Source organism: Rathayibacter tanaceti (assembly GCF_009834165.1).
GTDB lineage: Bacteria > Actinomycetota > Actinomycetes > Actinomycetales > Microbacteriaceae > Rathayibacter > Rathayibacter tanaceti.
In genome coordinates, this window is sequence record NZ_CP047186.1 from 1,543,768 (window position 1) to 1,561,749 (window position 17,982).

Genomic DNA, 17,982 nt, shown 5'->3' on the forward strand with positions numbered 1-17,982 from the left:
GACGGAGGTGCGCAAGCCGAGCGGGCTGCATCCCGGAATCAGTTGCGCGGGGCGCCTCTAAGATGTACGCGTCGCCGGGCGCCGCACGAGCGCCGGCAGGAGGGACACCATGACCACGCCGCGCACCGTCCTCGTCACCGGAGGCAACCGGGGGATCGGCTACGCGATCGCCGAGGAGTTCGTGGCCGCCGGTCACCGGGTCGCCGTGACGGCGCGCTCGGGCTCGGGGCCGGAGGGATCGCTCACCGTGGTCGCCGACGTGACGGATACCGCGTCCATCGACGCCGCCTTCACCCAGGTCGAGGCCGAGCTCGGCCCCGTCGAGATCCTCGTGGCGAACGCAGGCATCACCCGCGACACCCTCCTTCTCCGCATGTCGGAGGAGGATTTCACCTCGGTCGTCGACACCAACCTCACCGGGGCCTTCCGCGTCGTGAAGCGCGCCTCGAAGGGCATGCTCAAGCAGAAGTTCGGCCGCGTCGTGCTGATCTCGAGCGTCGTCGGCCTCTATGGCTCGCCCGGCCAGACCAACTACTCGTCGTCGAAGGCCGCTCTCGTCGGCTTCGCCCGCTCGCTCACCCGGGAGCTCGGCGCACGCAACATCACTGCGAACGTCGTCGCTCCCGGCTTCATCGAGACCGACATGACCGCCGGGCTGCCTGCCGACCAGCAGGCCGAGTACCGCACGAGCATCCCGCTGGGGCGCTACGGGACCGCCTCCGAGGTCGCGCAGGTGACCCGCTGGCTGACCAGCGATGAGGCGGCGTACATCTCCGGCGCCGTGATCCCCGTCGACGGCGGCCTCGGGATGGGCCACTGATCGATGAGCGGCGACCTCATCGTCGGTGAACACGCTGATCGTCGGCCGATACACGTCCCTTCGCCGACGCAAGGCGCGTGGCCTTAGGCCATGAGCTCGTCCGACGTCGTCGCGGTCCTCCTGGACCCGGTCACCTCCGGCTCTCTGGCCGATCGGGCAGGCGCCCGACGCCCCGGTCGGCGCCCCCAGCGCTCGTGACCGCTGACCGGGGCTCTCGGCAGGCTGCCCGGCGCGTCGCAGAAGGAGCAGGGGTCGATCTCGCCGGGAGGTAGCCGCCGACCCTCGGCTGTGCGGGGCTGATCGCGCTCGCGGGCCCGCGAGCATCAGCCGCGGATCCCACGCGAGAGGCGTCAGCCGCGAAGGCCGAGCACCGGGAGCAGCTGCGCCAGATCGAGGCCGCCGACCACGAGATCTGCGCGCTCGCGCACCACGGGCTTCGCGTTGAAGGCGACCGCGAGGGCGGCGACCGCCATCATCTCGAGGTCATTGGCGCCGTCGCCCACCGCGACCGTGCGCTGCCGGGGGACGCCGGACGCCGTCGCCCACTCGCGCAACGCCTCCGCCTTGGCCCCCGCGTCGATCACGGGTCCGGCGACGGCCCCGGTGAGGGCGCCGTCGAGGCAGCCCAGACGGTTCGCGCGGACGAAGTCGAGGCCGAGCCCGCCCGCGACGGGGTCGAGCACCTCGTGGAAGCCGCCGGAGACGACTCCGACGCGCCCGCCTGCGGCATGGACGCCGTCCACGAGCTCGAGCGCGCCAGGCGTGACCCGGACACCGGCACTGACGCCGGAGAAGACAGAGGCGGGCACCCCGGCCAGAGTGCCCACGCGCTCACGCAGGCTCTCGCTGAAGTCGAGCTCGCCGCGCATCGCCCGCTCGGTGATGGCAGCGACGCGCTCCTCCGATCCTGCGTGCTCGGCGAGCAGCTCGATGACCTCGTCGCGGAGGAGGGTCGAGTCGGCATCGAGGACGACGAGGAAGCGGGCAGGCGTCGTCGGACGCTCACTCATGGGGCCGGGCCAATCGGTCGGGTGGTCGCGCGGGACTCGACCCGCGGGGGTGCTAAGGGTGGACGACGACGCCCTTGCCGACGACGGTGATGCCCGACTCGGTGACGGTGAACCCTCGCTCGCGATCGTGGTCGTGGTCCACGCCGACACGGGCGCCGGGCTCGACGACGACATCCTTGTCGAGGATAGCGCGCACCACCAGGGCGTCCGGACCGATCCGCACCTTGTCGAAGACGACCGAGTCGGTCACGGTCGCGTTCGACTCGATGACGGTCCACGGGCCGACCACGCTGCGCTCGATGTGCGCTCCCGAGATGACCGTGCCGAGGGAGACGACCGAGTCGACGGTCGAGCCCATGTTGCCCTTGCCGTCGCGGACGATCTTGGCCGGCGGCGAGTTCAGCTGCGACGAGAAGATCGGCCACTGCTGGTTGTAGAGGTTGAAGACGGGGAGGGCGGAGATGAGGTCCTGGTGCGCCTCGAAGAACGAGTCGATCGTGCCCACGTCGCGCCAGTAGTAGCGGTCGCGGTCGGTGGAGCCCGGGACCTCGTTGAGCTTGAGGTCGTAGACGCCCGCCTCGCCTCGTGCGACGAAGTCCGGGATGATATCGCCGCCCATGTCGTGGTCGGAGGTGGAGAGCTCGCCGTCGCGGATGACCGCGTCGATCAGGGCGTCGGCGTCGAAGACATAGTTGCCCATCGAGGCGAGGACCTCGTGCGGAGCGTCGGCCAGACCGACCGCGTCCTTGGGCTTCTCGAGGAATTCGGCGATCTTCGTCGGGACGATGCCGTCTCCGGCCTCGTCGCCCGCGAGCTGGATCACGCCGAACTGATCGGCGAGCTCGATCGGCTGTCGGATCGCGGCGACGGTCGCCTTGGCGCCCGATGCGATGTGGGCGTCGATCATCTGCGAGAAGTCCATGCGGTAGACGTGGTCGGCGCCGACCACGACGACGATGTCGGGCTTCTCGTCGCGGATCAGGTTGAGGCTCTGCAGGATGGCGTCGGCCGAGCCGCTGAACCAGCGCTTGCCGAGCCGCTGCTGCGCGGGAACCGAGGCGACATAGGAGTTCAGCAGCCCCGAGAGGCGCCAGGTCTGCGAGACGTGGCGGTCCAGCGAGTGCGACTTGTACTGCGTCAGCACGACGATCTGGGTCAGGCCCGAATTGATCAGGTTGGACAGTGCGAAGTCGATCAGCCGGTACTGGCCGCCGAACGGCACCGCGGGCTTGGCCCGGTCGGCCGTGAGGGGCATGAGCCGCTTTCCCTCGCCGCCGGCGAGGACGATGCCGAAGATCTTCTTTGACTGCATGCCACAACAGTAGAGGCTCGGGCCTGCCGGTGGACCGGGCTGTCGCCGTGAGAGGACGCTGTACTACGGTTCGGGGGTGCGAGTCGATCTGCTGACCAAGGAATACCCGCCCGAGGTGTACGGGGGAGCCGGAGTCCACGTGGCCGAGCTCACGAAGGCGCTGCGCAGCGACCTCGAGGTCGTGGTCCGCTGCTTCGGTGCTCCGCGTGAGGAGGCGGGCACCTTCGCCTACCCCGTCCCCGCCGAGCTGTCTGGCGCGAACGGTGCGCTGCAGACCCTCGGAGTCGACCTGCAGATCGCGCAGGACGCCGCCGGCGCCGATCTGGTCCATTCCCACACCTGGTACGCGAACGCGGCGGGACGGCTCGCGCAGCTCCTCCACGGCATCCCGCACGTCGTCTCGGCGCACAGCCTCGAGCCGCTGCGCCCGTGGAAGGCCGAGCAGCTCGGCGGCGGCTACCGCGTCTCGAGCTGGATCGAGCGCGAGGCCTACGAGAACGCCGACGCCGTGATCGCCGTCTCCGGCGGCATGCGCGAGGACATCCTCCGCTCGTACCCCGCCCTGGACCCGGCCAAGGTGCACGTCGTCTACAACGGCATCGATCTCGACGCTTGGCACCCTGTCGAGGACCACGAGGTCCTGGCCGGGCTCGGCCTCGATCCGTCTCGGCCCTCCGTGGTCTTCGTCGGCCGCATCACCCGTCAGAAGGGGCTGCCGTACCTGCTCCGGGCGGCCGCGACACTGCCCCCCGAGGTACAGCTCGTCCTCTGCGCGGGCGCTCCCGACACTCCCGAGATCATGGCCGAGGTGACCTCGCTCGTGCGCCGTCTCCAGGAGGAGCGCACGGGAGTGGTCTGGATCGACCGCCACCTGCCGCGGCACCAGCTCTCGGCGGTCCTCACGGCTGCGACCACCTTCGTCTGCCCGTCGATCTACGAGCCGCTCGGCATCGTGAACCTCGAGGCCATGGCCTGCGGCGCTGCGGTCGTCGGCACCGCGACCGGAGGCATCCCCGAGGTCGTCGTCGACGGCGTCACCGGACGATTGGTGCCCATCGAGCAGGTCACGGACGGGACCGGCACGCCCGTGGATCCCGACCGCTACGTCGCCGACCTGGCCGCCGCCCTCGCCGAGGTGGTGGCGGACCCGGAGGCCGCCAAGCGGATGGGCGCTGCGGGTCGGGAGCGAGCGCAGAGCCACTTCAGCTGGACCCGGATCGCCGACGACACCCGCGCGATCTACGAATCGCTCGTCTGAGCCTCCGGTCGCCCCCTTTAGGATGGCTCTCATGCCCAGCGTTGTCTCGTTCGTCGATGTGTCCTTCGTCCGGAACGGCAAGCGGATCCTCGACCACGTGTCGTGGGACGTGGCCGAGGACGAGCGCTGGGTGGTCCTGGGCCCCAACGGGGCGGGCAAGACGTCGATCCTCCAGCTCGCCGCCGCGCAGAACTATCCGTCGACCGGAGCCGTCCACCTCCTCGAGGAGACCCTCGGCCGCGTCGACGTGTTCGAGCTGCGTCCGCGGATCGGCTACGCCTCGACCGCCATGGCTCGTCGGCTCCCGCCCGGCGAGAGTGTGCTCGATGTCGTGATGACCGCCGCCTATGCCGTCACCGGCCGGTGGAACGAGGGCTATGACGCGATCGACGACCGCCGTGCCCGCCGCGTGCTCGCGGAGTGGAGGCTCGAGCATCTCGCCGACCGCACCTTCGGGACGCTCTCCGACGGCGAGCAGAAGCGCGTCCAGATCGCGCGCGCGATCATGACCGATCCCGAGCTGCTCCTGCTCGATGAGCCGGCCGCCAGCCTCGACCTCGGTGCCCGCGAGGAGCTCGTGCAGCTGCTCGGCGGATTCGCGAAGGACCAGGGTTCGCCGGCGATCGTGATGGTGACCCACCACGTCGAGGAGATCCCCGACGGGTTCACGCACGCGCTGCTCCTCCGCGAGGGCGCCGTCGTCGCGGCGGGGCCGCTCGAGGAGTCTCTCACCGAGGCGACGCTGGCCGAGACCTTCGGGCTCGACATCGCTCTGAACCGAGACAGCGGCCGCTTCTCGGCTCGCGCCCGAGGCTGACCGGGGCGGGGTACTACTCCTCTCGGGCGCGGCGCGCCTTCTCGTGGCGGAGCCGGTCTGGTATTCTCGGTAGCCGGTTCGGGCCCGTTCGCGGTGCGCCCGCCCCCTCCACCCGTTCCCGTCGACGACAGGTGCGGTTCAGGACCATCAAGCGACAGGACACGACCATGAAGACCGACATCCACCCCGAGTACGCGCCGATCGTCTTCCGCGACCTCGCGTCGGGTGAGACCTTCCTCACCCGCTCGACCGCGACGAGCAGCAAGACCATCGAGCTCGACGGCGTCACGTACCCCGTCATCGACGTCGAGATCTCCTCCGCTTCGCACCCGTTCTACACGGGCAAGCAGCGCATCATGGACTCGGCCGGTCGCGTCGAGAAGTTCAACAGCCGCTACAAGAACTTCGGCAAGTAGCAGCTCCTCTCGGAGGGCCCTCGACCTCGCGGTCGGGGGCCCTCCGTCGTTCCTCGAGGGAAGCGGCGTCTCGTCCTGCGGGGGAACGCGCGGCCCTCGCGTTCCGGTTGCGGAGCGGTCCGTGGGTGGAGGGGTCTGCGGCGGATCTCCGACCGTCGCCGTTTCGCGAGTGGGCGCGGTAGCGTCCCGGCATGGTGTCCTTCGCTGACAAGCTGATCCTGCCGTTCACCACTCCGCAGGAGTGGGACGCCTACCTGCGCGGCGAGCCGGACACGGGAGGCGTCCGGCTGAAGCTGCGCAAGAAGGCGGCCGTGGACCCCGGCATCACCTACGTCGAGGCGCTGGACGTCGCGCTCTGCCACGGTTGGATCGACGGGCAGGCGGGAGCCTTCGATGAGCAGTTCAAGCTCCAGGCCTTCACGCCGCGGCGCCGAGCGAGCCCGTGGTCGAAGGTCAACCGCGACCACGTCGCCCGATTGATCGCGGAGGGGCGGATGCTGCCCGCCGGGCTCGCAGAGGTCGAGCGGGCGCGGGCCGATGGTCGCTGGGACGCGGCGTACCGGCAGCGGGACGCCGAGGTGCCCGACGACTTCCAGGCAGCGCTCGACGCGGATCCGGCAGCCCAGGCGTTTTTCGCGACGGTCGGCGGTCAGAAGCGGTTCGCGTTCCTCTTCCGGCTCTCTCAGCTCAAGCGGGCGGAGACTCGTGCGCGGCGGATCGAGGAGTACCTGGTGCTGCTGCGGGAGGGGCGGACGCTCACCTAGGCACTCTCGCCGGCGCGTCGGCTCAGTGCCGGACGGGCCAGGATCCATCGGCGACGAAGGAGTTGTCTCGCACCCGGCGCATGTACTCCTGGAACGACTCGGCCTGGGTGCGGCACCAGTCGATCTGCAGCGCATGCAGCGCCTCAGCATCGACACCGAGCTCGTCGGCGAAGGCGCGGCCGAGTGCCTGGGCGACGCGGCCGGCCGCGACGGCGTCGGCGCCGGCGTCGTGCGCCTCGGTGAGGGCGACTCCGTAGTGCTCGGCGGCGAGCGTCAGCGTGCGCTTGCCCTTGCGATAGCGGTCGACCGCCTTGTCGATCACGAGGGGATCGATCACCGGGCTCGGATCGAGCAGGACCGGCACGCCCCAGCGGCGGGCTTCGTGGGCCAGGAGCGAGAGATCGTACGGGGCGTTGTAGACGACGACGGGGACGCCGCGGGCCAGGAGGGAGCGCAGCGCCTCCGAGACCTCGGCGACGACCTCGCCGGCCGGCCGGCCGTGCTCCCGGGCGTGCTCGGTGCTGATCCCGTGGACGGCGCTGGCGCCCTCGGGGATCTCGACGCCCGGATCGGCCAGCCAGGTCGTTCCCTCGACCGGCTGACCGGCGGTGTCGAGCACGCCGACGTGCGCTGTCACGATGCGGCTGGTGCGGACGTCGATCCCGGTCGTCTCGAGATCGAAGACGGCGAGGTGATCGAACCAGCGTGCGCCCGCTTCGGGGGCGCGCTCGCTCGGGACCTCGAGATCGGCGTCGTCGAACAGGGTGGGCTCGGTCGCTGCGGTGCTGCTCACGCCGACAGCATAGGCGGGGCCTCCGACATCCTCTGAGGCGGAGGGCTCAGCGGGCCACGGGGGCCTTGGCGACGTGCAGCCAATAGAAGCCCTGGGTGCCGAGCGTCATCGTCAGCGCACCCTCGTCGGTGAAGCCGGGGAAGCGTCCGCCGCCGAAGAGATCGGTGAGCCTCGAGCCCGGATTCTCGGGATCGGTGATCGTCACCGAGACCGGATTGTGGTTGAAGCTGAAGACGCAGAGCACCTCCTCGGGCTGATCGCCCATTTCGCTGCCGGATCCGGCGTAGTCACGCACGAAGGCGAGAACCGACTCGTGGTCGGTCTCGAGCACGCGCATCGAGCCGAGACCGAACGCGGGGTGCCCTCGCCGCACGTGCAGGACGTTCCGCATCCAGTGCAGCAGGGAGCGCGACTGCGCGAGCTGCGCCTCCACGTTGACCTGGTTGTAGTGGTAGACGAGCGACTGCACGATCGGCTGCACGAGCTTGCCCGGGTCGGCGGCGGAGAAGCCGGCGTTGCGGTCCGGGGTCCACTGCATCGGGGTCCGGGAGGCGTCGCGGTCGTTGAGCCAGATGTTGTCGCCCATGCCGATCTCGTCGCCGTAGTAGAGGAACGGGCTGCCGGCGAGGGAGAATAGGAGCGCATTGATGAGCTCGAGCTCGGCGCGGGAGTTGTCGAGCAGCGGCGCGAGACGGCGCCGGATGCCGATGTTGGAGCGCATCCGCGGGTCGTAGGCGTACCAGCCGTACATCGCCTGGCGGTACTCCTCCGAGACCATCTCGAGCGTCAACTCGTCGTGGTTGCGGAGGAAGACCCCCCATGCGGCTCCGCTCGGGATGTCGAAGGTCTCGGAGAGCACCTTCTTCAGCTCGTTGGCTGTCTGGGCGCGGAGGGAGTAGAAGATCCGCGGCATGACCGGGAAGTCGAAGGCCATGTGGCACTCCGGCTCCTCCTCGGTGCCGAAGAACGCGGCGACCTCGCGCGGCCACTGGTTCGCCTCCGCGATGAGGATGCGGCCGGGGTAGTCGCGATCGACCATCTGCCTCAGGTTCTTGATGAAGTCGTGGGTCGGCGGCTCACCCTCGCCATTGCCCTCGTCGGACTCGTACAGGTAGGGGATCGCGTCGAGCCTGATCCCGTCGACGCCCAGGTCGAGCCAGAACCTGACGACGTCGTGGATCGCCTCGTGGACCGCCGGGTTCTCGAAGTTCAGGTCGGGCTGGTGCGAGAAGAAACGGTGGAAGTAGAACTGGCGGCGCTCGGCGTCGAAGGCCCAGTTGGAGTCCTCGGTGTCGACGAAGATGATGCGGATGTCCGGCCACTTGTCGTCGGTGTCGTTCCAGACGTAGAAGTCGCCGTAGGGGCCCTCGGGGTCCGAGCGCGACTGCTGGAACCACTCGTGCTGGTCGCTGGTGTGGTTGAGCGGGAAGTCCATCACGATGCGCATGTTGCGCTCGTGCGCCTTGCGCACCAGGTCGCGGAAGTCCTCCATGGTGCCGAACTCGGGGAGGATCGCAGTGAAGTCCGAGACGTCGTAGCCGCCGTCGCGCAGCGGGGACATGTAGAACGGAGGGAGCCAGAGCGCGTCGATGCCGAGCCACTGCAGGTAGTCGAGCTTGGACGCGAGCCCGTTGATGTCGCCAGCGCCGTCTCCGTTGGAGTCGTAGTACGACCGGATCATCACCTCGTAGAACACCGCGCGGCGGTACCACTGGGGGTCGAGGGCGAGACCGGGGAGTTGGATCGGCGACGTGAAGCTCACGGTGCTCCTTCTGCTGCTGCCTGAGCGGATGACCCCTGAGCGGATGACCCTGAGCGGATGACCGTCGGAGGAGACGCTGAGCGGATGACCGTCGGGGGAGACGGGCGGGCGGTGCGCCCCGAAGCGAGCGCCTGCTCATGCTCCCGGCTCGGATCGCGGCCACGCAAGGCGTTGCGGCGAGAAGTTCGACAGGCTTTCCCTACGATGGGAACTGCGATGACCTCAGCTTCCCCCTACGCCGCCGATCTCGGCCGCCTCCCCGTGCGGGAGGCCTCGGTGGACGTCGCCGGATCGGCCACCGCCTACTGGACCTACGGCTCTCCGGAGGCTGCGACGGTGCTCGTGCTCGTGCACGGGTTCCGGGGCGAGCACCACGGGCTCGAGCCGGTGATCGCCCGGCTGCTGGCCGGGGGAGCAGACGCACGGGTCGTCGCCCCGGACCTTCCCGGCTTCGGGGCCTCTGCGCCGATGACGGCCCACGCGCACGACGTCGACGGCTACGCGGCCTGGCTCGGCGAATTCCTGGACGCGCTCGGGCTGCGCGGCACGGCGGTCGTGCTCGGCCACTCCTTCGGCTCCATCGTCGCGGCGGGCGCGGTCGCCGGCGGACTGCCGACGCCCCTCCTGGTGCTGGTGAACCCCATCGGCGCTCCGGCTTTGGCGGGGCCTCGCGGCGTTCTGACGAGGCTCGCCGTGCTCTACTACCGCCTCGGCGCGGTGCTGCCCCGCCGCCTCGGCCACCGCCTCCTGAGCGACCCCCTGATCGTCCGGGTGATGAGCCTGGCGATGGTGAAGACGAAGGATCCGGCGCTGCGCCGCTTCGTGCACGACCAGCACGACCGCTACTTCAGCGCCTTCGCCTCGCGCGACACCGTGCTGGAGGCGTTCCGCGCGTCGGTCTCGCACGACGTCGGCGAGTACGCGGCTCGCATTAGCGTGCCGACGCTGCTGATCGCGGCGGCGCAGGACGACATCACTCCGCTCTCGGCGCAGTACCGCCTGCTCGAGCGGCTGCCACACGCCCGCCTGCACGTGATCGACGGAGTCGGCCACCTGATCCACTACGAGACACCGGACGAGGCCGCCTCGGTGCTGCGCAGCGTCCTCGAAGGGGGGATCGACCGATGAGGATCGTCGTCGACTGCCGGTACACCCGGCTCGAGCGCCACGACGGCATCAGCCGCTACACCGCCGAGCTGGTGCGCGAGCTCGCGCTGCTGCACGACGTGACGATGCTGATCAGCGACCGCCGCCAGCTCGCGATGCTGCCCTCGCTGCCGTGGGAGCGTGTGACCGGGCCGACGAGCCCGTTCGAGCCCTTCGTCGCGCTGCTCGTGAACCGGCTGCGACCCGACGTGGTGTTCTCGCCGATGCAGACCATGGGCTCGCTCGGACGCCGTTACCGGCTGGTGCTCACGGTCCACGACCTCATCTACTACCGTCACCGCACGCCCCCGCGCGACCTGCCGGCGCCCATACGCGGGCTCTGGCGCCTCTACCACCTCGCCTGGTGGCCGCAGCGGAGGCTCCTCCAGCGCGCTGATGCGGTCGTCACGGTCTCGGAGACCACCCGCGAGCTCCTCCGCGCGAACCGCCTGACCACGCGGCGCGTGGTGGTCGTGCCGAACGCGACGACCGAGCCGGACGAGGCGAGCGTCGCACTCGCCGCCTCCCTGCCGGACCGCTCCGACGCCCGCTCGCTGGTCTACATGGGCTCGTTCATGCCGTACAAGAACGTCGAGTCGCTCGCGCGGGCGATGCGCCTCCTGCCCGACTACGAGCTGCACCTGATGAGCCGGGCCGGTGACGAGACGGTCGAGACGCTCCGTGCTCTCGCCCCCACCGCCGAGCTCGTGTTCCACCAGGGCGCGCCGGACGCCGAGTACCGGGCCGTGCTGGCGCGCGCGACCGCGCTCGTCACCGCGAGTCGCGACGAGGGCTTCGGGATCCCGCTGGTCGAGGCGATGGCCCTCGGAACGCCGGTGGTCGTCAGCGACATCCCGATCTTCCGCGAGATCGCGCAGGAGGCGGCGGTCTACGTCGATCCGTCGAGCGCGAAGGCGATCGCCGACGGCGTGCGCTCGCTCGAGGACGGCGCCGTGTGGCGCGCGCAGTCGGCCCGCGCCCGCGAGCGCGCAGCGGCGTTCTCGTGGCGCGACTCCGCCCGGGTGCTCTTCGAGCTGCTCACCGACCTGGGCGAGCGCTCAGCGGACGGGCGCTGAACCGACGGATCGGGCTCCGGCCGCAGGGCTGACGACGTCGTCGAGGTCGACGTCGGCGACCACCACGTCGCCGGAGTCGTCGATGCCGACCACGCGCAGCGCACCGTCGACGATCGCGAAGTCGTGCCGTGAGCCGTTTCCGACCGACATGCCGTGCGGCGGCAGCTCATCGCTGCTGAGCGTGCGGATCAGGCTGCCGATCACGGCGCCGTGGGTCGCGACCACCAGGGAGGCACCCGGGAACCGCTCCGCGACCTCGAGCAGTGCCGCCGTCGCCCGCGCGACGACCTCGGCGCGGGTCTCGCATCCGGGGATGGGGCCTCCCTCGATGCCGCTCGGGAACCGCTCGCTCAGCTCCGGGCCGGTCATCCCCTCGGCCTCGCCGTAGGAGCGCTCGGCCAGACCGGGCACCGCCAGCGGCGCCTCCAGGCCCAGAGAGTCGGCGATGATGGCGCCCGTGTCGTAGGCGCGCTGCAGCGGGCTCGCCACCACGGCGTCCCAGCTCCGTTCGCCCAGGAGGCGGGCGGCGGCGCGGGCCTGCGCGCGGCCGACCGCGTTGAGCGGGATGTCGCTCCGCCCCTGGATGCGGCGCGCGGCGTTCCATTCGGTCTGGCCGTGTCGGACGAGGGTGAGCTGGGTCACAGGGGCCTCTCGGGAGGTCGGGAGCCGGATCAGAGGGCCGCGGACCGCAGGGCGGGCAGGCGCTCGGTGAGGTCGCGGAGTACTTCGCTCGTACCGCCGTCGATCTTGATCGTCGCGCGCGAGTCGCCCTTGGTGGTGCCGCGGTTGACGATCACGATCGGCATCCGCGCCCGTCGAGCGATCTCGAGGAAGCGGATACCGGAGTTGACGACCAGCGAGGAGCCGGCGACGAGCAGCGCGTCGGCGCCGGCGACGATGGCGCGAGCCTCCTGGAACCGCTCGGTGGGGATGAACTCGCCGAAGAAGACGATGTCGGGCTTGAGGATCCCGCCGCAGACCGTGCACTCGGGCACCGTCATCGCCGAGACGTCGTGCACCTCGGCGTCGCCGTCCGGGTTGAGGGAGGAGACACCCGGGTCGTCGAGCCAGGGGTTCAGCTCCTCGATCCGCTCGGCGACCGCGTCGCGGGCGAAGTACTGGCCGCACGTCATGCAGCGCACACGGTCGGCGGAGCCGTGCAGGTCGACGACGCGACGGGATCCGGCCCGCACGTGCAGGCCGTCGACGTTCTGCGTGACGACCCCGGTGAGCAGTCCGCGCTCCTCGAGGCGGGCCAGCGCGCGATGGCCGTCGTTGGGGACCGTGCTGGTGAAGCGGCGCCAGCCGAGCTGGCTGCCGGCCCAGTAGCGGCGGCGGTAGTCGGGGTCGGCGACGAACTGCGAGTAGGTCATCGGGCTGCGGACCGGCGCACCCGCTCCGCGGTAGTCGGGGATGCCCGAGTCGGTGCTCATGCCCGCGCCGGTGACGGCGGCGATGCGGCGCCCGCGGAGGAGTTCGACGGCCTGCTCGATCGCCAGGGCCTCGTGGCCCTCGGCGACCGGTGTCGGACTCGACTCCATCCGCGCCTCCTTCGAGGACCGTCCGAGCGGTCCTCCGCCGAGTTTAGTCCGCGGCGTGCCCTAGATTGCCGGGATGCCGATCGTGCACATCACGGACCTCGACCACCCCCTCCTCGCGGACTACCACCGCCTCACCGATGTGGCGCTGCGTCGGGTGCTGGAGCCGGAGGGCGGGCTCTACATCGCGGAGTCGGCGAAAGTGATCAGGCGAGCGCTCGACGCCGGCCATCGCCCGCGCTCGGTTCTGGTGCAGGAGAAAAGGCTCCCCGAGGCGGCAGCGGTGCTCGAGCGCTTCCCCGAGGCGCCGGTCTTCGTCGGGCCGGATCCGCTGATCGAGGAACTCACCGGGTTCCACCTGCACCGCGGCGCCCTCGCCTCGATGCACCGCCCGCCGCTGCGGCCGATGGCCGAGCTCCTGGAGGACGCCCGGCTGGTCGTGATCCTCGAAAACCTGGTGGACCACACGAACGTCGGCGCGGTGTTCCGCGCGGCTGCCGGGATGGGCGCCGACGCGGTGCTGGTGACGCCGCGCTGCGCGGATCCGCTCTACCGTCGCAGCGTCCGGGTCAGCATGGGAACGGTGCTCCAGGTGCCGTGGACGCGGACGCCGGAGTGGGGGCCCGCCAGGGAGTCGCTGCTCGCCGCGGGCTTCTCAGTCGCGGCGCTCGCCCTGGCGCCCGAGGCGGTACCGCTCGACGAGTTCGCCGCGGGACGCCCTGAGCGGGTGGCGATCGTGCTCGGCGCGGAGGGCGACGGGCTGAGCAGGGCGGCGGTGGACGCCTCCGATACGGTGGTGACGATCCCGATGCTGCACGGCGTCGACTCGCTGAACGTGGCCTCGGCCGGCGCCGTTGCGCTCTGGGCGCTGACCCACTGACCCACCCGGTTCCGCGCCCGAACGGTCGCGGAACGCGCTCGCGCGTCGCTCGGAAGGCCGGTTCGCGCCCGCTCCCGGCGTCATCAGCCCTCAGGAGCGGCTGAGGCGGGCGTGATCGGCCGGAGGGCGGGGGTCCCGCCCCTACGATGACGGGGTGACTTCCCCGAGCAGGCCCGACGATGCGCTCGACCTGTCGGGCACTGCAGTGCCGGTCCGTCGGCGACGGCGCCGCACGGCCATCGCGGGCGCGGTGCTCGCGGTCGTCCTGGTCGGCGCGGGAGGCGCCTACGCGACGAACGCGGCGACCGCCGAGCTGCCCGCGGCGAGCGCCCTCGCCGTGGAGCCGGCGGCGACCACGACGGAGGCGCCGGTCCTCGCCTGGCCGTCCTACGGCTCCGGAGCGGTGGCGGCCGTCGGCATCGCCGGTGCGGAGGAGGGCGGGCTTCTCGCGCGCTACGGCTCCGACGACACTCTCCCGACCGGGAGCATCGCGAAGGTCGTCACCGCTCTGATGATCCTGGCTGCGAAGCCGATCGCGGACGGCACGGACGGCGAGACGATCACCTTCTCCACTGCCGACGTGCAGTACTACAACGAGACCCTCGCCGAGAACGGCTCGAACGCCCCGGTGACCGCGGGGCTCCAGTTGACCGAGCGGCAGGCGCTGACGGCGATGATGCTCCCCTCCGCCAACAACTACGCGAAGTCGCTCGCCGTCTGGGCCTACGGCTCCGAGGAGGCGTTCCTCGCCGCCTCGCGGACCTGGCTCGACGGTCAGGGCCTGTCGCGCACCTCCCTCGCCGACACGAGTGGACTCTCGCCCGCGACCGTGAGCACGACGGCCGAGATGGTGCGGCTCGGCGAGCTGCTGATCGGCGACCCCGTGCTCGCCGCGATCGTCGCGCTGCCGAGCGCGGTCGTCCCCGGCGTCGGGACGATCGAGAACACGAACTCGCTTCTCGGACGGTCGGGCGTCGACGGCATCAAGACGGGGACGACGGACGAGGCGGGGGCCTGCCTCCTCTTCTCAGTGGACGCGACGGTGGACGGGCAGCCGGTGACCCTGGTGGGCGTGGTGGTGGGGGCGGGCACGCATCCGCAGCTCGCCGCCGACGTGCTCACGCTGATCCCGACGGTCGAGGCAGGATTCCGCTCCGTTCCGCTGACGACAGCGGGCCAGGACTACGGCAGCCTCACGAGCGCGTGGGGCGAGACCGCGACGGCGGAGACGGCCGAGGCTCGCTCGGTGCTCGTCTGGGGAGCGGTCTCGACGACCGCCTCCGTCGCGCTCGACCCGCTCGAGGTCGTCGCCGACGGCCAGCGGGTCGGGACGGCGACCGTCCAGGTCAATGGGACGCCCTACGAGCTTCCGCTCGTCGCCGACGGCGTGATCGAGGATCCGGGCTTCGGCTGGCGCCTCGTGCACCCCGGTGAGCTCTTCGGCTAGTCGCCGTCGATCACGATCCGCACGCCGGCGGTCGCGATGTCCTCGGCGACCTGCTCCGGCGTCGCGTTGCCGGGGACCACCGGAGGGATCGCGGACGGGTCGGTGCGCCAGAGCTGAGCCGACGGCCGCTTGGCGGTGATGAAGTCGCCGGAGGACTGGTGGCGGACGCGGCGCAGGACCCACGGGACGAGGTACTCCCTGGCCCACTGGATGTCCTCCGTGCGAGCGGCGCGCCAGGTGCGGGCGGGCAGCGGCTCCGGAGCGAGAGGACGCAGGTCGTTCTCGACGGCGAGCGCCTCCAGCACCATGCGCGCGACCTCGTGGTGCCCGTGCGGATTGAGGTGCAGGCGGTCGGGGGCCCACATCCGCACGTCCTGGATCTCCTGCAGCGACCACTGGTCGGCGACGATGCAGTCGTACTGCTTGGCCAGGGCGCGGAGGTTCTCGTTGTAGATGGCGACCTTGCCGCGGATGCGCCCGAAGACGGGCGAGAAGCCCACGTCGACTCCGGTGAAGAGCACGACGGTGGCACCGTTGGAGCGCAGGCGCGCCAGGCCGGACTCGAAGCGCGCGGCGATGTCGTCGGGATCGGTCCCGGGGCGGATGACGTCGTTGCCGCCCGCCGAGATGGTGATCAGATCGGGTCGCAGCTCGAGCGCGGGCTCGACCTGCTCGTCGACGATCTGCTGCAGGAGGCGGCCGCGCACGGCCAGGTTCGCGTAGGCGAAGTCGTCGTTCTGACGTCCCAGCACCTCCGCGACGCGATCGGCCCAACCGCGGTGACCGCCCGGGCTCGCGGGCTCGGGATCGCCGATGCCCTCGGTGAAGGAGTCGCCGAGGGCGACATAGCGGGACCACGGATGACGCTGTTCGACCATCCCTCCATTGTGCTCCGAGCCCGGGCACGGGTGTCACCGGGCGACACGCCGCACGTCCCGCGCAGGGTCGCGGTGGACCGTGCGCTGTCGGAGGCGTCGGCTAGATTCGGTCCACGTGAACAGTCCCTCGAGCTTCGGTCATCAGGTCGGCACCTCCGCCGCCGAGCACCTGTCCCCGTCGTTCCCTGGGCGGGCCCCGTGGGGCACGGCGAACAAGCTGCGGGCCTGGCAGGCGGAGGCTCTCGAGGCGTACTTCCAGCACGAGCCGCGGGACTTCCTCGCCGCCGCCACCCCGGGTGCGGGCAAGACGACCTTCGCGTTGCGCCTGGCCGCCGAGCTGCTGCACAACCGCACGGTCGAGCGCATCACCGTGGTCGCGCCCACCGAGCACCTCAAGCGCCAGTGGGCGGAGGCGGCGCACCGCGTCGGAATCCGCCTCGACCCCACCTTCACCAACCGGATGGGCAGGCACGCGCGGCACTTCCACGGCGTGGCCGTCACCTACGCGCAGGTAGCGGTGCGGCCGGAGCTCCACCGTGAGCTCACGCTCTCTGGGCGTTCGCTCGTGATCCTCGACGAGGTGCACCACGGCGGTGACGCGTTGAGCTGGGGGGACGCGATCCGCGAGGCCTTCGAGCCCGCGGTGCGGCGCCTCTCGCTCACCGGGACGCCCTTTCGCTCGGACACCGCCCCCATCCCGTTCGTCAACTATCTGCCCGACGAGGAGGGCATCCGCACCTCGCTCACCGACTACTCCTACGGGTACGGCCGCGCGCTCGCCGACGGCGTCGTCCGGCCCGTCCTCTTCATGGTGTACGCCGGCCAGATGCGCTGGAAGTCGAAGGCCGGCGACGAGATGGAGGCGCGGCTCGGCGAGGGCAACACCAAGGACGTCACGGCGCAGGCTTGGCGCACGGCGCTCGACCCCCGAGGAGACTGGATCCCCTCGGTGCTGCGCGCGGCGAACACACGTTTGAGCGAGGTGCGTCGTTCCGTCCCGGACGCGGGCGGGCTCGTCATCGCCACCGACCACTACTCCGCCCGGGCCTACGCCGCCATGCTCCGCGAGATCAGCGGAGAGCCCGTCACCGTCGTGCTCTCGGACGAGAAAGAGGCGAGCGACCGGATCGAGGAGTTCTCGAAGGACACCGGCCGGTGGATGGTCGCGGTGCGCATGGTGTCGGAGGGGGTGGACGTTCCGCGTCTGGCCGTGGGCGTCTACGCGACATCGGCATCGACTCCGCTGTTCTTCGCCCAGGCCGTCGGCCGCTTCGTGCGGGCCCGGCGCCGCGGCGAGACCGCCTCGATCTTCCTCCCGAACGTGCCGGGGCTGCTCGCGCTCGCGAGCTCCATGGAGCAGCAGCGCGACCATGCTCTCGACCGCAGGACGTCGGACGACGAGGAGTACCCCGAGGCCGACCTGATGGGCGACGCCGAGCGCTCCGAGAAGGCCTCGTCGGAGCTCCTCGAGGAGGGGCGCTTCGAGTCGCTCGGCTCGGCGGCGACCTTCGACCGCGTGGTCTACGAGGGCGCCGAGTTCGGCATGGAGGTCGAGGTCGAGAGCGAGGAGGAGCTCGACTTCATCGGGCTTCCCGGGCTGCTGGAGCCCGACCAGGTGCGTGAGCTGCTGCAGCACCGTCAGCAGCGCCAGGCGAAGCGGGCAGGCTCGCGTCCCGGAGCTGCGGCAGCCCCCGAGGCGAAGGAGAGCGAGATCCCCGCGCCGCTGTACCGCACGCTCAAGGAGCAGCGGAGTCTTCTGAACTCGCTGGTCGGGCTCTGGGCACGGGGGACCGGCGAGAGCCACGGGCAGGTGCACACCGAGCTGCGCCGGCTCTGCGGGGGGCCGGCTGTGGCACAGGCCAGTGTGACCCAGCTGCAGGCGCGGATCGATCTGCTCCGGCGCAGGCTCGGCTCGCACTGAACCCGCGGCGGCCTGCTCAGGCTGACCGCTAGCCGATCGAGCCGCCCCGGCGCCAGCCCTCGCCGCAGCCCACGGCTCGACCGTACTGTTCGAGCGTGACCCACCGGATCGTCCTGCCCGCCGCCCGGGCCGTGGCACGATGCG

The 17,982-nt window shown here is 71.0% G+C and carries 17 protein-coding genes; 10 read left to right on the plus strand and 7 right to left on the minus strand.

Going from position 1 to position 17,982, the window contains the following annotated elements; translation table 11 throughout:
- The first annotated feature begins 109 nt into the window (after positions 1-109).
- Positions 110-820, plus strand: a complete 711-nt coding sequence (locus tag GSU10_RS07275; RefSeq protein ID WP_068208014.1) for a beta-ketoacyl-ACP reductase — start codon at positions 110-112, stop codon at positions 818-820.
- A 350-nt stretch (positions 821-1,170) separates the two neighbouring features.
- Here the strand turns inward: GSU10_RS07275 and serB are convergent, their stop codons facing one another.
- Both serB and GSU10_RS07285 read right to left on the minus strand, forming a co-directional pair.
- Complete coding sequence (serB, locus tag GSU10_RS07280; RefSeq protein ID WP_132504327.1) at positions 1,171-1,830, minus strand: phosphoserine phosphatase SerB; 660 nt, start codon at positions 1,828-1,830, stop codon at positions 1,171-1,173.
- Between the two features lie 52 nt (positions 1,831-1,882).
- A complete protein-coding gene (locus GSU10_RS07285; protein ID WP_132504325.1) occupies positions 1,883-3,142 on the minus strand; it encodes a glucose-1-phosphate adenylyltransferase in 1,260 nt (419 codons plus the stop codon).
- 76 nt (positions 3,143-3,218) lie between these two features.
- Here GSU10_RS07285 and glgA point away from each other — a divergent pair, with 76 nt between their 5' ends.
- The 4 genes from glgA to GSU10_RS07305 all read left to right on the plus strand — a co-directional run bounded on the left by glgA (position 3,219) and on the right by GSU10_RS07305 (position 6,397).
- A complete protein-coding gene (glgA, locus tag GSU10_RS07290; protein WP_068208016.1) occupies positions 3,219-4,400 on the plus strand; it encodes a glycogen synthase in 1,182 nt (393 codons plus the stop codon).
- 31 nt (positions 4,401-4,431) lie between these two features.
- Positions 4,432-5,217, plus strand: coding sequence for an ABC transporter ATP-binding protein (locus tag GSU10_RS07295; RefSeq protein WP_068208019.1), 786 nt, complete (start codon positions 4,432-4,434; stop codon positions 5,215-5,217).
- A gap of 167 nt (positions 5,218-5,384) precedes the next feature.
- Complete coding sequence (locus tag GSU10_RS07300; protein WP_068208037.1) at positions 5,385-5,633, plus strand: type B 50S ribosomal protein L31; 249 nt, start codon at positions 5,385-5,387, stop codon at positions 5,631-5,633.
- Positions 5,634-5,824: 191 nt separating this feature from the next.
- Positions 5,825-6,397, plus strand: coding sequence for a YdeI/OmpD-associated family protein (locus GSU10_RS07305; protein WP_068208022.1), 573 nt, complete (start codon positions 5,825-5,827; stop codon positions 6,395-6,397).
- Between the two features lie 22 nt (positions 6,398-6,419).
- On the opposite strand, the gene GSU10_RS07310 is transcribed toward GSU10_RS07305, so the two are convergent.
- Both GSU10_RS07310 and treS read right to left on the minus strand, forming a co-directional pair.
- Positions 6,420-7,190 carry a 3'-5' exonuclease gene (locus GSU10_RS07310; RefSeq protein WP_082844943.1) on the minus strand — a complete coding sequence of 257 codons (771 nt, stop codon included), beginning with the start codon at positions 7,188-7,190 and terminating at the stop codon, positions 6,420-6,422.
- Between the two features lie 46 nt (positions 7,191-7,236).
- Positions 7,237-8,952 carry a maltose alpha-D-glucosyltransferase gene (gene treS, locus GSU10_RS07315; protein WP_132504323.1) on the minus strand — a complete coding sequence of 572 codons (1,716 nt, stop codon included), beginning with the start codon at positions 8,950-8,952 and terminating at the stop codon, positions 7,237-7,239.
- A gap of 216 nt (positions 8,953-9,168) precedes the next feature.
- On the opposite strand from treS, the gene GSU10_RS07320 reads away from it, so the two are divergent.
- Entirely contained in the window at positions 9,169-10,080 is a 912-nt protein-coding gene (locus GSU10_RS07320) for an alpha/beta fold hydrolase (RefSeq protein WP_068208025.1), read from the plus strand.
- Positions 10,077-11,174: a glycosyltransferase family 4 protein gene (locus tag GSU10_RS07325; RefSeq protein ID WP_068208028.1), complete on the plus strand. Its 1,098-nt coding sequence runs from the start codon at positions 10,077-10,079 to the stop codon at positions 11,172-11,174. The genes GSU10_RS07320 and GSU10_RS07325 overlap by 4 nt, the downstream gene beginning before the upstream one ends.
- Here the strand turns inward: GSU10_RS07325 and GSU10_RS07330 are convergent.
- A complete protein-coding gene (locus tag GSU10_RS07330) occupies positions 11,157-11,816 on the minus strand; it encodes a histidine phosphatase family protein (protein WP_132504321.1) in 660 nt (219 codons plus the stop codon). The two genes, GSU10_RS07325 and GSU10_RS07330, sit on opposite strands and share 18 nt — an antisense overlap.
- A gap of 29 nt (positions 11,817-11,845) precedes the next feature.
- A complete protein-coding gene (locus tag GSU10_RS07335) occupies positions 11,846-12,715 on the minus strand; it encodes a Sir2 family NAD-dependent protein deacetylase (RefSeq protein ID WP_132504319.1) in 870 nt (289 codons plus the stop codon).
- 73 nt (positions 12,716-12,788) lie between these two features.
- Here GSU10_RS07335 and GSU10_RS07340 point away from each other — a divergent pair, with 73 nt between their 5' ends.
- On the plus strand, positions 12,789-13,592 hold the full coding sequence (locus GSU10_RS07340) for a TrmH family RNA methyltransferase (RefSeq protein ID WP_068208034.1): 804 nt from the start codon (positions 12,789-12,791) through the stop codon (positions 13,590-13,592).
- A gap of 154 nt (positions 13,593-13,746) precedes the next feature.
- Positions 13,747-15,039, plus strand: coding sequence for a D-alanyl-D-alanine carboxypeptidase family protein (locus GSU10_RS07345; RefSeq protein WP_132504317.1), 1,293 nt, complete (start codon positions 13,747-13,749; stop codon positions 15,037-15,039).
- Here GSU10_RS07345 and GSU10_RS07350 read toward each other — a convergent pair.
- Positions 15,036-15,917 (minus strand): SGNH/GDSL hydrolase family protein, encoded by an 882-nt coding sequence (locus tag GSU10_RS07350; RefSeq protein ID WP_132504315.1) that lies wholly within the window; start codon positions 15,915-15,917, stop codon positions 15,036-15,038. The two genes, GSU10_RS07345 and GSU10_RS07350, sit on opposite strands and share 4 nt — an antisense overlap.
- 115 nt (positions 15,918-16,032) lie before the next feature.
- Between GSU10_RS07350 and GSU10_RS07355 the strand changes: the two genes are divergently transcribed.
- Entirely contained in the window at positions 16,033-17,838 is a 1,806-nt protein-coding gene (locus GSU10_RS07355; RefSeq protein WP_068206986.1) for a DEAD/DEAH box helicase, read from the plus strand.
- Positions 17,839-17,982: the final 144 nt, after the last annotated feature.